This window comes from Pseudomonas sp. FSL R10-0056 (assembly GCF_009600105.1).
In the GTDB taxonomy this organism is placed as follows: domain Bacteria; phylum Pseudomonadota; class Gammaproteobacteria; order Pseudomonadales; family Pseudomonadaceae; genus Aquipseudomonas; species Aquipseudomonas bubulae.
In genome coordinates, this window is sequence record NZ_WIWL01000171.1 from 102297 (window position 1) to 118113 (window position 15817).

General features: G+C 59.6%; 14 protein-coding genes and 1 pseudogene. 9 read left to right on the top strand and 6 right to left on the bottom strand.

The features are described 5' to 3' along the window. Nucleotides 1-45 precede the first annotated feature (45 nt). The gene (gene recO / locus GHO42_RS10530; RefSeq protein ID WP_095001237.1) at nucleotides 46-735 is read left to right on the top strand and encodes a DNA repair protein RecO; all 690 of its coding nucleotides are present in this window, start codon (nucleotides 46-48) and stop codon (nucleotides 733-735) included. A 51-nt stretch (nucleotides 736-786) separates the two neighbouring features. Then, nucleotides 787-1530 (top strand): pyridoxine 5'-phosphate synthase, encoded by a 744-nt coding sequence (gene pdxJ / locus GHO42_RS10535; RefSeq protein WP_095001238.1) that lies wholly within the window; start codon nucleotides 787-789, stop codon nucleotides 1528-1530. Nucleotides 1531-1617: 87 nt separating this feature from the next. Here pdxJ and mltF read toward each other — a convergent pair whose 3' ends face one another. Continuing rightward, on the bottom strand, nucleotides 1618-3075 hold the full coding sequence (gene mltF / locus GHO42_RS10540) for a membrane-bound lytic murein transglycosylase MltF (protein WP_095001239.1): 1458 nt from the start codon (nucleotides 3073-3075) through the stop codon (nucleotides 1618-1620). A gap of 285 nt (nucleotides 3076-3360) precedes the next feature. Here mltF and purL point away from each other — a divergent pair, with 285 nt between their 5' ends. Next, on the top strand, nucleotides 3361-7257 hold the full coding sequence (gene purL, locus GHO42_RS10545; RefSeq protein ID WP_153326469.1) for a phosphoribosylformylglycinamidine synthase: 3897 nt from the start codon (nucleotides 3361-3363) through the stop codon (nucleotides 7255-7257). Nucleotides 7258-7261: 4 nt separating this feature from the next. Then, nucleotides 7262-7573 carry a YqfO family protein gene (locus GHO42_RS10550; protein ID WP_095001241.1) on the top strand — a complete coding sequence of 104 codons (312 nt, stop codon included), beginning with the start codon at nucleotides 7262-7264 and terminating at the stop codon, nucleotides 7571-7573. Between the two features lie 72 nt (nucleotides 7574-7645). Here the strand turns inward: GHO42_RS10550 and GHO42_RS10555 are convergent, their stop codons facing one another. Together GHO42_RS10555 and GHO42_RS10560 are read right to left on the bottom strand one after the other, a co-directional pair. Further along, nucleotides 7646-8212 carry a murein L,D-transpeptidase family protein gene (locus tag GHO42_RS10555; protein WP_095001242.1) on the bottom strand — a complete coding sequence of 189 codons (567 nt, stop codon included), beginning with the start codon at nucleotides 8210-8212 and terminating at the stop codon, nucleotides 7646-7648. A gap of 35 nt (nucleotides 8213-8247) precedes the next feature. Further along, on the bottom strand, nucleotides 8248-8805 hold the full coding sequence (locus tag GHO42_RS10560) for an NUDIX hydrolase (protein WP_095001243.1): 558 nt from the start codon (nucleotides 8803-8805) through the stop codon (nucleotides 8248-8250). A 145-nt stretch (nucleotides 8806-8950) separates the two neighbouring features. Here GHO42_RS10560 and GHO42_RS10565 point away from each other — a divergent pair, with 145 nt between their 5' ends. From GHO42_RS10565 to purT, 5 genes are all read left to right on the top strand, one after another. Beyond that, entirely contained in the window at nucleotides 8951-9553 is a 603-nt protein-coding gene (locus GHO42_RS10565; protein WP_095001244.1) for a CoA pyrophosphatase, read from the top strand. A gap of 40 nt (nucleotides 9554-9593) precedes the next feature. After that, nucleotides 9594-10118, top strand: coding sequence for a gamma carbonic anhydrase family protein (locus GHO42_RS10570; RefSeq protein WP_095001245.1), 525 nt, complete (start codon nucleotides 9594-9596; stop codon nucleotides 10116-10118). Further along, the gene (locus GHO42_RS10575; RefSeq protein ID WP_016781908.1) at nucleotides 10115-10324 is read left to right on the top strand and encodes a DUF1289 domain-containing protein; all 210 of its coding nucleotides are present in this window, start codon (nucleotides 10115-10117) and stop codon (nucleotides 10322-10324) included. Before GHO42_RS10570 ends, GHO42_RS10575 begins: the two co-directional genes overlap by 4 nt. 177 nt (nucleotides 10325-10501) lie before the next feature. Next, nucleotides 10502-10963, top strand: a complete 462-nt coding sequence (locus GHO42_RS10580; RefSeq protein ID WP_095018202.1) for a VUT family protein — start codon at nucleotides 10502-10504, stop codon at nucleotides 10961-10963. A gap of 86 nt (nucleotides 10964-11049) precedes the next feature. Further along, entirely contained in the window at nucleotides 11050-12231 is a 1182-nt protein-coding gene (gene purT / locus GHO42_RS10585) for a formate-dependent phosphoribosylglycinamide formyltransferase (protein WP_133144293.1), read from the top strand. A 108-nt stretch (nucleotides 12232-12339) separates the two neighbouring features. On the opposite strand, the gene GHO42_RS10590 is transcribed toward purT, so the two are convergent. The 3 genes and pseudogenes from GHO42_RS10590 to GHO42_RS10600 all read right to left on the bottom strand — a co-directional run bounded on the left by GHO42_RS10590 (nucleotide 12340) and on the right by GHO42_RS10600 (nucleotide 15617). Continuing rightward, nucleotides 12340-13656 carry an MFS transporter gene (locus GHO42_RS10590; protein ID WP_153326471.1) on the bottom strand — a complete coding sequence of 439 codons (1317 nt, stop codon included), beginning with the start codon at nucleotides 13654-13656 and terminating at the stop codon, nucleotides 12340-12342. A 257-nt stretch (nucleotides 13657-13913) separates the two neighbouring features. Beyond that, a pseudogene (locus tag GHO42_RS10595) lies at nucleotides 13914-14618 on the bottom strand (transporter associated domain-containing protein); the annotation flags it as partial. A 186-nt stretch (nucleotides 14619-14804) separates the two neighbouring features. Beyond that, nucleotides 14805-15617, bottom strand: coding sequence for an inner membrane protein YpjD (locus GHO42_RS10600; RefSeq protein WP_095001249.1), 813 nt, complete (start codon nucleotides 15615-15617; stop codon nucleotides 14805-14807). Between the last annotated feature and the right edge of the window lie 200 nt (nucleotides 15618-15817).

A 15817-nucleotide genomic window follows, 5' to 3' on the forward strand; every position in this document is an offset into this window, starting at 1 on the left:
GCTGTTCTTCCTGGCAGTGTTTGCCTTTTGAGATAGCTGACTTCCATGTCCAGTAAACCCCCGGCCCCCCAACTCGCCTACGTCCTGCACAGTCGCCCCTATCGTGAAACCAGTGCCCTGGTGGATTTCATCACGCCTCAAGGGCGCCTGCGGGCCGTGCTGCGCAGTGCGCGGGGCAAGGCGGGGACGCTGGCCCGGCCTTTTGTGCCGCTGGAAATCGAATTTCGCGGCCGTGGCGAGCTGAAAAACGTCGGACGCATGGAGAGTGCCGGGATTGCCACCTGGCTCAATGGCGAAGCGCTGTTCAGCGGCCTCTATCTCAATGAGCTGCTGATCAGGCTGTTGCCAGCCGAAGACCCGCATCCCGCGGTCTTCGACCACTATGCCGCGACGCTGGTGGCGCTTGCGCAAGGACGCGCGCTCGAACCTCTGCTGCGAGCGTTCGAATGGCGCCTGCTGGACGATCTGGGCTATGGCTTTTCGTTGACCCGGGACATTCAAGGCGAACCGGTGGCCAGCGATGGCATGTACCGTTTGCAGGTAGATGCCGGGCTTGAACGGATTTATCTGGTGCAGCCCGGTCTGTTTCATGGCACCGAACTGCACGCAATGGCCGAGGCTGACTGGACCGTGCCCGGAGCCTTGTCCGCCGCCAAGCGCCTGATGCGTCAGGCATTGGCCGTGCATTTGGCTGGTAAACCGCTGGCCAGTCGTGAGTTGTTTCGCAAGCCCTGAATAGACCGGTATGCTGTGCGCCGAATCGTCAACTCTTCAGGAGAGCCCCCCGTGACCCAAAGCAATCGCATTCTTCTCGGCGTGAACATCGACCACGTAGCCACGCTGCGTCAGGCTCGCGGCACCCGTTACCCTGATCCGGTCAAGGCAGCGCTGGATGCAGAAGAGGCGGGCGCCGACGGCATTACCGTGCACTTGCGCGAAGATCGTCGACATATCCAGGAACGCGATGTGTTGCTGCTCAAGGATGTCCTGCAAACGCGCATGAACTTCGAAATGGGCGTTACCGAAGAGATGATGCTGTTTGCCGAGCGCATTCGCCCGGCGCATATCTGCCTGGTGCCTGAAACCCGTCAGGAACTGACCACCGAAGGCGGTCTGGATGTTGCCGGGCAGGAAGCGCGGATCAAGGCAGCTGTCGAGCGGCTGAGCAAGATTGGCTGTGAAGTGTCGCTGTTTATTGACGCCGATGAGCGTCAGATCGAAGCGTCCAGGCGCGTAGGCGCACCGGCAATCGAACTGCACACCGGACGCTATGCCGATGCCCAGACCCCGACCGAAGTCGCCGAAGAGTTGCAGCGTGTCGCCGATGGCGTTGCGTTTGGCCTGGCTCAAGGGCTGATCGTCAATGCTGGCCACGGTCTGCATTACCACAACGTGGAAGCGGTAGCCGCGATCAAGGGCATCAATGAATTGAACATTGGCCATGCGCTGGTGGCGCATGCATTGTTCGTGGGCTTCAAGTCGGCAGTGGCTGAAATGAAAGCGCTGATTGTGGCTGCGGCCAAGGTTTAAAAACGGCTACGGGGATCATTCAATTGTGGGAGCGAGCCTGCTCGCGAAGCTCATTCGCGAGCAGGCTCGCTCCCACGGAATTGTGTTCTACAACTGCGGCTCTTCTTTGGGCTTGGTCTTGTCGATGCCGGGGATATGCAGCTTGCTGTCGGCCGCCTGATCACCTTCGAGCTGTGGCTGCGTGGCCCAGGTCAAGATGTCGTAGTAACGACGGATGTTGGCCACAAAATGTACTGGCTCGCCGCCACGGGCGTAGCCATAGCGGGTTTTGCTGTACCACTGCTTCTGCGCAAGGCGAGGCAGCATTTTCTTTACATCAAGCCACTTGTTCGGGTTCAGGCCTTCTTTCTTGGCCAGCTTGCGTGCGTCTTCCAGATGACCGCCACCCACGTTGTAGGCAGCCAGTGCGAACCAGGTGCGATCCGGTTCCTGAATATCATCGTCCAGCTCGCTCTTGATCAATGCGAGGTATTTGGCGCCGCCCATGATGCTTTGCTTGGCATCCAGGCGGTTGGACACGCCCATCGCTTGAGCCGTGTTCTGGGTCAGCATCATCAGGCCGCGCACACCTGTTTTTGAGGTGACGGCGGGTTGCCATAAAGATTCCTGATAACCCATGGCTGCCAGCAGGCGCCAGTCGATCTGTTCTTTTTTGGCCGCTTCCTTGAAGAACTTTTCGTACTTGGGCAAGCGCTGTTGCAGGTGCTGGGCGAAGGTGTACGCGCCAACGTAGCCAAGGACATCGACATGCCCGTAGTAGCGGTCTTTAAGGCGTTGCAGGGTGCCGTTCTTTTCGACCTTGTCCAGATAGGCGTTGATCTCGTTGAGCAGGCTGTTGTCTTCACCGGCCGCCACTGCCCAGCGCTGACTGCGTGCATCGCCCAGGTCAAAGGCGACGCGCACGTTGGGGAAGTACACCTGGTTCATCGCCACTTCGTTGGAGTCGACCAGCGTGAGGTCGATCTGGCCTTCATCGACCATGCGCAGCAAATCGACGACTTCGACCGCGTCGGATTCGTCGTACTCGATTCCGGGATACTGTTTTTTCAGTTCGGCCAGTTGCTCGGCGTGGGAGCTGCCTTTAAGGACCGTGATGCGCTTGCCGGCCAGATCCGCAGCAGAGGTGGGGCGGGACTGGCCGTTGCGGTAGATGATCTGTGGCGTGACTTCGAGGTACGGGTGGGAAAATCTGGCTTGTTGCAGGCGTTTCTCGCTGCTGACCAGTCCGGCAGCAGCCAGAACCGGGCCGTCAGGCTGGCCCAGTTGATTGAACAGTTCGTCCAGGTTGTCCGCGGTCTCGATTTTGAGCTCAACCCCAAGATCGTCGGCAAAACGCTTCACCAGCTCGTATTCAAAACCGGTTTCACCATTGCGATCCTCAAAGTAGGTCGCAGGGCTGTTGCGGGTAATCACCCGCAGTACCCCATCCTCCTTTACGCGCTCCAGGGTGCTGGGTTTTTCAACGCAGGCACTGAGCATCAGGAAGAGTCCGGTTGCGAGCAGCCATTTGGCGCAGCGCGGGCGGATATCAGTTAGAGAAAACATCCGCGCAGTATACGCAAAGCAGCACGGGTGCCATATCTCGACAATTTCCAGTCATTCTGATATTGACCGCGAAAATCGCTCAAACCCTTGTAAAATGGGGGGTAGAGCTCTGTTTAAAGATCATAATCGAGCATTCGTTAAGCGGCTGATAGCTATAAAGAATAAGGCTTTGGTCGATTCGCGACGTCTGGTGCGCTTCAGGTGTGCCGTTTCGGGTGCCGTGGCGAACGGTTTAGGCTAGAATGCCCGGCCTCAAAGCATACCCCTCCCGAGGCTGTCCCGAAGATGTTGATCCTGCGCGGCGCTCCTGCCCTTTCTGCCTTTCGCCACAGCAAACTCCTTGCACAACTGAGCCTCAAGGTTCCGTCTGTCACTGGTTTGTATGCTGAATTCGCCCACTTTGCCGATACCACCGGTGAGCTGACCAGCGATGAACAGCAGGTACTGGCTCGTCTCCTGAAGTACGGCCCAAGCGTGCCGGTCCAAGAGCCGAGCGGCCGACTGTTCCTGGTGTTGCCGCGGTTTGGCACCATCTCTCCCTGGTCGAGCAAGGCCAGCGACATTGCCCGTAACTGTGGCCTGGCTAAAATCCAGCGCCTGGAACGCGGCATTGCATTCTATGTAGCTGGCCAGTTCAGCGATGCGGATGCCGAACTGATCGGCGCTGTATTGCATGACCGTATGACGCAAATCGTGCTGGGCGCTCTGGAGCAGGCTGCAGGCTTGTTCAGCCACGCCGAGCCAAAGCCGCTGACCGCGATTGACTTACTGGGTGGCGGTCGTGCCGCGCTGGAAAAAGCCAACGTCGAGCTGGGCCTTGCCCTGGCCGAAGACGAAATCGATTATCTGGTCAATGCCTTCAACGGTCTGGGTCGCAACCCGCACGACATCGAATTGATGATGTTTGCCCAGGCCAACTCCGAACATTGCCGCCACAAGATCTTCAACGCCAGCTGGGACATCGACGGCCAAAGCCAGGACAAGAGCCTGTTTGGCATGATCAAGAACACCTACGTGATGCACAGCGAAGGCGTTCTGTCTGCTTATAAAGACAACGCGTCGGTTATCGTCGGCAGTGTTGCCGGGCGTTTCTTCCCGGATCCCGAAACCCGCCAGTACGGTGCGGTGCAGGAGCCAGTGCACATCCTGATGAAGGTAGAGACCCACAACCACCCGACCGCCATTGCCCCGTTCCCGGGTGCAGCGACAGGCTCCGGTGGTGAGATCCGTGACGAAGGTGCAACCGGTCGTGGTGCCAAGCCAAAGGCCGGCCTGACCGGTTTCACCGTGTCCAACCTGCAGATCCCGGGCTTTGTACAACCGTGGGAAGTGCCGTACGGCAAGCCTGAGCGCATTGTTACCGCGCTGGACATCATGATCGAAGGCCCGCTGGGCGGTGCTGCATTCAACAATGAATTCGGTCGTCCTGCCCTGACCGGTTACTTCCGTACGTTCGAGCAGTCCATCACCACCCCCCGTGGCGAAGAAGTGCGTGGTTACCACAAGCCGATCATGTTGGCCGGCGGCATGGGCAACATCCGCGCCGAACACGTGCAGAAAGCCGAAATCACCGTGGGCTCCAAGCTCATCGTGCTGGGCGGTCCGGCCATGCTGATCGGCCTGGGTGGCGGTGCAGCATCCTCTATGGCCACCGGCGCAAGCTCGGCTGACCTGGACTTCGCTTCGGTACAGCGCGAAAACCCGGAAATGGAGCGTCGTTGCCAGGAAGTGATCGACCGCTGCTGGCAGCTGGGTGACAAGAACCCGATCAGCTTTATCCACGATGTGGGTGCTGGCGGTTTGTCCAACGCATTCCCTGAGCTGGTGAACGACGGCGACCGTGGTGGCCGTTTCGAACTGCGCAACATTCCAAACGACGAGCCGGGCATGGCCCCGCACGAAATCTGGAGCAACGAATCCCAGGAACGTTATGTTCTGGCGGTGGGCGTCGAAGATTTCGAGCGCTTCCAGGCGATCTGCGAACGCGAGCGTTGCCCGTTTGCCGTCGTCGGTGAAGCCACTGCCGAGCCGCAACTGACCGTGACCGACAGCCACTTCGGCAACAACCCGGTGGACATGCCACTGGAAGTGTTGCTGGGCAAGGCGCCGCGCATGCACCGTTCGGCTGTTCGCGAAGAAGAGTTGGGCGATGATTTCGACCCGGCACAACTGAGCATCGGCGAGTGCGTCGAGCGCGTTCTGCATCACCCGGCCGTTGCCAGCAAAAGCTTCCTGATCACCATCGGCGACCGCACCATCACCGGTCTGGTTGCCCGCGACCAGATGGTCGGGCCGTGGCAGGTTCCTGTGGCTGACGTTGCTGTCACCGCAACCAGCTTCGACGTCTACACCGGTGAAGCCATGGCCATGGGCGAGCGTACGCCGCTGGCACTGCTGGATGCTCCGGCATCGGGCCGCATGGCAATTGGTGAGACCCTGACCAATATCGCGGCTTCGCGCATTGGCAAGATCAGCGACATCAAGCTGTCAGCCAACTGGATGTCCGCTGCAGGCCACCCGGGTGAAGACGCCCGCTTGTACGACACCGTCAAGGCTGTCGGCATGGAGCTGTGCCCTGAGCTGGGCATCACCATTCCGGTGGGCAAGGACTCGATGTCGATGCAAACCCGCTGGAGCGAAGAGGGCACGGACAAAACCGTGACCTCGCCGCTGTCGCTGGTTGTGACCGGTTTTGCCCCGGTGCTCGACGTTCGCCAGACCCTGACCCCGGTACTGCGCATGGACAAAGGCCTGACCGATCTGATCCTGATCGACCTGGGCCGTGGCCAGAACCGCATGGGCGCCTCGATCCTGGCCCAGACCTACGGCAAGCTGGGCAAGCAGGCCCCTGACGTTGATGACGCAGAAGACCTCAAGGCTTTCTTCGCGGTGATCCAGGGCCTGAATGCCGATGGTCACCTGCTGGCTTACCATGACCGTTCCGACGGTGGTTTGCTGACCAGCGTGATGGAAATGGCCTTTGCCGGCCACTGCGGTCTGAACCTGACCCTGGATTGCCTCGCAGACAGCGCCAGCCAGCTCCCGGCCATCCTGTTCAACGAAGAACTGGGCGCCGTGATTCAGGTGCGTCAGGACGCGACTGCTGATGTGCTTGCACAGTTCAGCGCTGCAGGCCTGGGCGAGTGTGTCGACGTGATCGGCCAGCCGCTGAACAACAGCGAAGTCACCATCACCTTCAACGGTGAAAAAGTGTTTGTCGGTCAGCGTGGCGAGTTGCAGCGCCAGTGGGCTGAAACCAGCTTCCAGATCCAGCGTATGCGTGACAACGCGGACTGCGCACAGCAAGAGTTCGACGTGCTGCTCGAAGAAGACAACCCGGGCCTGACTGCCCAGTTGAGCTTTGACGTCAACGCCAATATCAGCGCGCCGTACATCAAGAAAGGCATTCGTCCGCAAGTGGCTGTCCTGCGTGAGCAGGGCGTCAACGGTCAGGTTGAAATGGCCGCGGCGTTTGACCGTGCCGGTTTCAATGCAATCGACGTACACATGAGCGATATTCTGGCCGGCCGTGTCGACCTGAACGAGTTCAAAGGTCTGGTTGCCTGCGGTGGTTTCTCCTACGGCGACGTACTGGGTGCCGGTGAAGGCTGGGCCAAGTCGGCGCTGTTCAATGCCCGTGCCCGCGATGCGTTCCAGAGCTTCTTCGAGCGCACTGACAGCTTCTCCCTGGGTGTGTGCAACGGTTGCCAGATGATGTCCAACCTGAGCGAACTGATCCCTGGCAGCGAGCTGTGGCCACACTTTGTGCGCAACCGTTCCGAGCAGTTCGAAGCCCGTGTGGCGATGGTCCAGGTTCAGGAGTCGAACTCGATCTTCCTGCAGGGCATGGCCGGTTCGCGCATGCCGATCGCCATTGCTCATGGTGAAGGTCATGCCGAGTTCGCCAGCGAAGAAGCCATGCTGCAAGCGGACCTGTCCGGTTCGGTGGCGCTGCGCTTCGTCGACAACCACGGCAAGGTCACGGAAAACTACCCGGCCAACCCTAACGGCTCGCCGCGCGGGATTACCGGCCTGACCAGCCGTGACGGCCGTGTGACCATCATGATGCCGCACCCGGAGCGGGTATTCCGCGCCGTGCAGAACTCGTGGCGCCCGGAAGAGTGGAACGAAGATGCGCCGTGGTTGCGCATGTTCCGTAACGCTCGTGTGTGGGTAGATTAAGAGCATGTACAAGCTCAGCTTTTTCGTTCCTCCGAGCCATGTGGACGTGGTCAAGGATGCCGTATTCGCTGCCGGTGGCGGACGGATCGGCAGCTATGACCACTGCGCCTGGCAGACCATGGGCCAGGGCCAGTTTCGCGCGCTGGACGGCAGCCAGCCGTTCATCGGGCAAACTGGTCAGGTCGAGTATGTGGGGGAGTGGAAGGTTGAGCTGGTCGTCGCCGATGATCTGATTCAGGCCGTGGTGGCTGCGCTCAAGCACAGCCACCCGTATGAAACCCCGGCGTACGAAGTGTGGCAACTGGCTGATTTCTAGCCACAAGTCATATGAAAAACCCGCTGAACCGTTACCGGTCAGCGGGTTTTTTGTTGCTCGTATGACAGCTGGCTACGGGCGGATTTCAACCATGGTGCCGTCTGGAACGAGGTTCCACACTTCACGCATTTCGTGGTTTTTCATCGCGATACAACCATCGGTCCAGTCCAGGGTATGGAACAGTTCCTCGGGGTTGTCTTCGCTGTCCGGAGTGCCGTGGATCATGATCATCGAGCCCGGGTTCAGGCCTTCACGCCGGGCCGTGGCAGCGTCGCTGATGTTGGGGTAGTTGATGTGCATCGCCAGGTTGAACTTGTCGCTTTTTTTGCGCCAGTCGACCCAGTAGATGCCCTCGGGAGTGCGTTTGTCCCCTTCGCGTACTTTTGGGCCCTTGGGTTGTTTGCCCAGGGAGATGCGGTAGGTCTTGACCGGTTTGCCGTTGCTGATCAGCTCCAGCTTGCGGGCAGACTTGATGACCAGCACCTTGTCGATATTCTGCCCGGGACGTACCGGAAGCGACGAAGGGGCGGGTTTCAGGACCTGGTTTTTATCAACGGGTTTGCCGTTTACGGTTATGACAACAGAGGCCTGGCAGGTAACGGCAAATGACAGGCATAGAGCAGCGAGCAACCAACGCATTAGAGGAACATTCCTGAGTTACAAGGCAAGCAGCATTATTTTTGGGCGGTCTTCAGGCTGGCCAGCGGTGCTACAGCCTCGCTGCGTACGGGGTAGTGAGCGCCCGGGCGGTCAGCGAAAAAGCATTCTAAGGTACGGCTGACCGTGCGGAAAGCCAGCTCTGACCAAGGGATGTCGACTTCTTCAAACAGGCGCACTTCCAGGCTCTCTTCACCGGCTGCGAAGTTCGGGCCCAGCAGGTCGGCGCGGTAGAAAATATGCACCTGATTGATATGCGGCACATCGATCAGGGTGTAGATGGCCAGGTTCTCAACCACGGCACAGGCTTCCTCCAGGGTTTCGCGTCGGGCCGCGTTTTCAACCGTCTCGCCGTTCTCCATAAAGCCTGCGGGCAGTGTCCAGTAGCCTTTGCGCGGTTCGATGGCGCGACGGCACAGCAGCACTTGTGTGCCCCACACGGGCACGCAACCGGCGACAATATTGGGGTTTTGATAATGAATGGTCTGGCAGTGGTCGCAGACATAGCGCAGGCGCGAATCGCCTTGCGGGATATGCTGGCTGACGGAGTGGCCGCACTGGCTACAAAATTTCATGCTGTGGTCTCTGGCTCGTTGCCTATCTTGGGGGCTGAGGTGGGCTCGCGGCAAGTGTGGTCTGGCGGGCTGCGACACTGTAGGACTTGGGTGCCCGGTGCGATTTGGTGCATGATGCCCGATAAGTGCCGGATCGAGATGACCTATGCTGGACGAGCTGCTTGGCCGTGTGAGCCGCTATACCCCACGGACGCTGGAAACAGAACGGAATTACCCGGAAGCTGCGGTGTTGTTGCCGGTCACACGCAGTTCTGAGCCTGAGCTGATTCTCACCCTGCGTGCCAGCGGGTTGTCGACCCACGGTGGTGAAGTGGCTTTTCCGGGCGGTCGCCGCGACCCGGAAGACCCCGACCTGGTGTTCACCGCCCTGCGTGAGGCCGAAGAAGAAATCGGCTTGCCGCCGGGGCTGGTCGAGGTGATCGGGCCGCTGAGCCCCTTGATCTCGTTACACGGTATTCGCGTAACGCCTTATGTCGGTCTGGTCCCGGATTACGTTGAGTATCTGGCCAATGACGCCGAAATCGCCGCGGTATTCAGCGTGCCGCTGGAGTTCTTCCGCCAGGACCCGCGTGAGCACACTCATCGCATCGACTACCAGGGCCGTAGCTGGTACGTGCCGAGCTACCGTTTTGGCGTGTATAAAATCTGGGGACTGACGGCAATCATGATCGTGGAGCTGATGAACCTGCTCTATGACGACGTCAATATCAACCTGCATACCCCGCCTGAACGTTCCATTCCAATTTAGAGCCGTCAGCAGACGGCCACGCCTGCCTTGAGGACATCCCATGAAATACCGCTTGGGCGACTCGTTCGTCGAAACCCATCCCGAAAGCTGGACCGCACCCAATGCCACCCTGATCGGCAAGGTGCGCCTGGAAGAGGGCGCCAGTGTCTGGTTTAACGCCGTGTTGCGTGGCGATAACGAACTGATCCTGATCGGCAAGCACAGCAATGTGCAAGATGGCGCGGTGATGCATACCGACATGGGCTATCCGCTCACACTTGGCACGGGCGTGACCATCGGTCATAACGCCATGTTGCATGGTTGTACGGTGGGCGATTACAGCCTGATCGGTATCAATGCGGTGATCCTCAATGGCGCGAAAATCGGCAAGCACTGCATCATTGGCGCCAATTCGTTGATTGGCGAAGGTAAGGAAATTCCGGACGGCTCGCTGGTCATGGGGTCGCCGGGCAAGGTGGTACGTGACCTGACGGATGAGCAGAAAAAATTGCTGGAAGCCAGCGCGGCCCACTACGTCAAGAACGGCCAGCGATATGCCCGTGACCTTCAGGTGCAAGAGCAATGACAGAAGCAGAGCGCCCGGTCGCCTCGCCCTGTGTGAATATCTGCGCGCTGGACGACGACGATGTGTGCAGTGGCTGCCAGCGTACCGTGGCGGAAATCACCCGCTGGAGCCGCATGACCAACCCGGAGCGCCGCGAGGTGCTAGTGCTGTGCCATGAGCGGGCCAAAGCCAGTGGTGTGGTGTGGATGTTGGGTTCCGGTAGCTGACAACGCTTCTTTATTGTGTGAGCGGGCTTGCTCGCGATGCAGGCGCCACGGCCTGTCAGGCAAACTGCGCTGATGTCATCGTGAGCAAGCCCGCTCCCGCAGGGGGATGTCGCGGGTACAAAATCGACTGCGACTCAAGTACCCTGTGCGCCTTATTTAGAGGTGTCGCCCGCTGCCATGCTGTTTCTTGTCGCTTATATCGCCAGCGTCGTGCTGATCAACTACGCGTTTTCCACTGCGCCGCACCTGGACATCATCTGGTCAGCCTGGGGTGGCCTGGTGTTTGTATTGCGCGACATGGTGCAAACCCGATTCGGTCACGGTGCCCTGCTGGCCATGCTGGCGGCCCTGGTGTTGTCGTACGTCACCTCCGATCCTTCCATTGCACTGGCCAGCGCCACTGCCTTCGCCGTGTCCGAGTGCATCGACTGGCTGGTGTTCAGCATCACCAAACGCCCTTTGCATGACCGCTTGTGGATCAGCTCTGCGCTGAGCATCCCGATCGACACCTTTATCTTCTTCGGCATGATCGATGCCTTTACCCCTGGCGTGATCATTACCGCCATGGCCTCGAAATTCGCCGGCGTCACCTGCGTATGGCTGGCAATGGCCTGGCGTTTGCGCAAAGCCTCGGTCTAGTCATGTAAAATGCCGGCCTTTGTATCCCCCTGCAGGCGCTGGCTTGGTCAGTGCCTTCGATGATTTTGTTTCCTTGAGGACCTGAAATGACCCGTATCGGAACTCCACTGTCGCCCACTGCGACCCGCGTCATGTTGTGTGGCTGCGGTGAGCTGGGCAAAGAAGTTGTCATCGAATTGCAGCGCCTGGGGGTCGAAGTGATCGCCGTCGATCGCTACGCCAATGCACCTGCCATGCAGGTTGCCCATCGCAGCCATGTGATCAACATGCTTGACGGCGCCGCCCTGCGTGCCGTCATCGAAGCAGAACAACCGCACTTTATCGTTCCGGAAATCGAAGCCATCGCCACCGCCACCCTGGTGGAGCTGGAAGCTGAAGGTTTCACCGTTATTCCGACGGCGCGTGCCACGTCGTTGACCATGAACCGCGAAGGCATTCGTCGCCTGGCAGCCGAAGAGCTGGACCTGCCAACCTCGCCGTACCATTTTGCCGACACCTTTGAAGACTACAGCGCCGCCGTGCTGGATCTGGGCTTCCCGTGCGTGGTCAAGCCGGTGATGAGTTCGTCAGGCAAGGGCCAGAGCCTGCTGCGCAGTGCTGAGGAGGTTAAGGCAGCGTGGGACTACGCGCAGGAAGGCGGTCGTGCGGGCAAGGGTCGGGTCATTATCGAAGGCTTTATCGACTTCGATTACGAAATTACTTTGCTGACCGTGCGCCATATTGGCGGTACCACGTTCTGTGCACCGGTTGGTCACCGACAGGAGAAGGGCGATTACCAGGAATCCTGGCAGCCGCAGGCAATGAGTCCGATCGCGCTGGCCGAGTCCGAGCGTGTCGCCAAGGCTGTTACTGAAGCGCTGGGTGGTCGTGGTCTGTTTGGCGTTGAGTTGTTTATCAAGGGCGATCAGGTGTGGTTCAGCGAAGTGTCGCCGCGCCCGCACGATACCGGCCTGGTGACATTGATTTCTCAGGATCTGTCGCAGTTCGCATTGCATGCTCGCGCCATTCTCGGCCTGCCGATTCCATTGATTCGTCAGTTCGGGCCATCGGCTTCGGCGGTGATTCTGGTAGAAGGTCAGTCGACCCAGACTGCATTCGCCAACCTGGGTGCTGCCCTGAGCGAACCGGACACCGCATTGCGCCTGTTCGGCAAGCCAGAGGTCAACGGCCAGCGTCGCATGGGCGTGGCCCTGGCTCGCGATGAGTCGATTGAAGCAGCTCGCGCCAAAGCGACCCGCGCGGCCAAGGCAGTAGTTGTAGAGCTGTAAAAACCATTGTGGGAGCGGGCTAGCTCGCGATTCAATTGCCCCGGTACATCTGATGTACCGAGGCGTTGCAATCGCGCGCAAGCCCGCTCCCACAGGTTAAGTGTTTCTTCAAGCCACCTTGTTCAGGTCAGCCTCTCTCGTTTCCTTCAGGCACAGCACGGCAATCAGGCTGAGAATCGCTGCGCCCGACACGTACCCGCCTACCCAGCTCAACCCCCCCATGCTCACCAGCTTTTGCGCAAAAAAAGGTGCAGCGGAAGCTCCGACAATGCCACCCAGATTGTAAGCCGCCGACGCGCCGGTATAGCGCACGCGGGTCGGGAACAGTTCAGGGAGCAGGGCACCCATCGGGGCAAAGGTCACGCCCATCAAAAACAGCTCGATGCACAGGAACAGCGCCACACCCCAGGTGGTGCCGTGGGTGAGCAGAGGCTCCATCAGAAAGCCTGACAAGATCGCCAGCACGCCACCGACTATCAGCACCGGCTTGCGTCCATAACGGTCACTGGCCCAGGCCGACAGAGGTGTGGCCGCCGCCATGAACAGCACGGCAAAACACAGCAGGCCGAGGAAGGTTTCGCGGGTATAGCCCAGCGTGGACACGCCATAGCTCAGGGAAAACACTGTCGAGATATAGAACAGTGCGTAACACACCACCATCGAAGCGGCGCCCAGCAGCATCGGTGCCCAGTATTGGCTGAAGAGTTCGACGATGGGCATTTTCACCCGCTCGTGCTGTGCTACGGCCTTGGCAAACACCGGTGTCTCTTCCAGCTTCAGGCGTACATACAGACCCACCATCACCAGCGCTGCGCTAAGCAGGAAGGGGATGCGCCAGCCCCAGGAGCGGAACTGCTCATCGCTCAGGCTCATGGCCAGAATCAGAAACAGGCCATTGGCCGCCAGAAAACCGATCGAAGGCCCCAGTTGCGGAAACATGCCATACCAGGCGCGCTTGCCCTTGGGGGCGTTCTCGGTGGCCAGCAATGCCGCGCCGCCCCATTCGCCACCCAGCCCCAGGCCCTGGCCGAAGCGCAGCACGCACAGCAGGATCGGGGCCCAGGCGCCGATCGTGGCGTAGCCCGGCAGCACCCCGATCAATGTGGTGCACACGCCCATCAGTAGCAGTGAGGCCACCAGGGTGGATTTGCGTCCGATGCGGTCACCGAAGTGGCCAAACAGGAATGAGCCCAGCGGGCGGGCGAGAAAGGCGATGCCGAAGGTCAGAAACGCCGACAGCATTTGTGCGGTACCGGATGTCTGCGGAAAAAATACCGGGCCTATCACCAGTGCAGCGGCGGTGGCATACACATAAAAGTCGTAGAACTCGATGGCCGTGCCAATAAAGCTGGCCGTGGCAACGCGGGTGGCGGAGTTGGCCGGCTTGTCGGGCGTAGCTTCGCTATAGGTTGTGCTGGAGGTCATGCGTATATCCCTGACAGTTATGAGCCCTGTGCCGATGTCCGCTTTGGCGGTGCGACATGGCGAGCAATTTTTATGGTCGTTGGCCCTGAGGGATAACAGGGTGCAAGCGCAGTTCAGGATGGGAACGTACGCAGGTACTGCGTCATACAACGCGCCGACAGCGCTGGGTGCGGGTAACACGCGTGTTGGCGAGGCTTGGGTAAGCGATGATGATTATAGGGAGGCCCGCTCAAATGTAACAAGACCTTGCGCGGCGATTAAACCGCGGGCTTGACGCTGTTGTGCCAGATCAGTACGCGGCTGACGCGGTTTTCTTCGGTCTGGAGGATCTCCAGGCGATAGCCGCCGATTTTCAGGCACACGGTGGTCTCGGGGATGGTTTCCAGCGCTTCGGTGACCAGGCCATTGAGGGTTTTCGGGCCGTCGCAGGGCAGGTGCCAGCCCAGGGCTTTGTTCAGCTCGCGAATGGAGGCTGCACCATCGACAACATAACGGCCGTCGGGCAGGGGGTCGATATGGGGGTTATCGATATTCTGCTCGTCTTCGAACTCGCCGACGATCTCTTCGAGGATGTCCTCAAGCGTCACGATGCCAAGCACTTCGCCATATTCATCGACCACCACGCCCAGGCGGCGCTGCTGCTTGTGGAAGTTAAGCAGTTGCAGTTGCAGCGGGGTGCTTTCGGGGATGAAGTAAGGTTCGTGGCAAACGGCCAGCAGTGCTTCTTTGGTCAGGCTGGCGTCGGGCAGCATGTGCTGGATGTGGCGGGTATTGAGGATGGCTTCGACCTGGTTGATGTCGTTGTGAAACACCGGCAGGCGTGTGCGCGAGGTCTGGCGCAACTGCTCAATCAGGTCTTCGATCGGGTCGTCGAGGTTCAGGCCTTCGACTTCGTTGCGCGGGATCAGGATATCGTTGACCGTGATGTTGTCCAGCGCATGGATGCCTGATAGCAGGGCCGGGCGGCTGTTGGGCTGCTCGTCCTGTTGCTGGGGAGCCTCCTCTCGCAGCTGCTGGGCGTTGGTGCGCCTGGCGCGGGCACTGCTTTTGCCCAGTATAAAGCCGATAAATACAGCGGCTCCTGCGATCAATAGTGCCGAAATTGTCAGAATCGGCCCAGGGGGCAAGCTATCCATAATTATCGCCCGTCAGATATGCAGAATGTATTCACGAACCAGCTTGCTGCCAAAGTAGGCCAGCATCAGCAGGCAAAAACCGGCAAAGGTCCAGCGGATGGCCTTGTGACCGCGCCAGCCGAGGTGGTGACGGCCCCACAGCAACACGCTGAATACGATCCAGGCCAGGCAGGCCAGCAGGGTCTTGTGCACCAGGTGCTGGGCGAACAGGTTGCCCAGAAACAGCCAACCGGAAACCAGGGACAGCGAAAGCAGCGACCAGCCGGCCCAGAGAAAGCCGAAGAGCAGGCTTTCCATGGTTTGCAGTGGCGGGAAGTTCTTGATCAGGCCCTTGGGATGCTTGTGCTTGAGCTGATAGTTCTGCAGCGACAGCAACAGCGCCTGGAACACCGCAATGGTGAACATGCCATAGGCCAGAATCGACAGCAGGATATGCGCGAGTATGCCTGGCTCTTCATTAATGACCTGAACCGTGCCGGGCGGGGCGAATTCGGACAGCAGTACTGTCAGCATGCCCAGCGGGTATAAAAGCAGCAGCAGGTTCTCGACCGGTATGCGGGCGCAGGCCGCCAGGGTCACGGTAATCACGGCCACGGCAATCAGGCTGGCTGCACTGAAGAAGTCCAGTTCAAGGCCTGCAGGCGTCATCAGGTGGGTGAACAGGCTGGCGGCGTGGGCAAGTACGGCAAGAATGCCGAGCGTCACCAACAGGCGTTTGTTTGCCTTTGCGCCCTGGCGCAGACAAGAGCCCTGATAGAAGGTCGCAGCGGCATACAAGCAGGCGGCGGCGAGGCTGGGTAGCAAACTGGGTGACAAGGGGAGCATAAATCCTGTTAGGCAAGCCCGAAAGGACTGAGTTTGGCATACAACCGCCTGTGCACGAAAGACCACATAAGCCGACGGCATGGTGTCGGACACGGCCAGTCTTCGCTATAATCCGCGACCTGCCCACGCCGCAGGCTCGCCGAGCATCAGTTTTACACGGGCTGGGCCGCAATAACCCCGGTCTACTTTGGGCCTGAAAG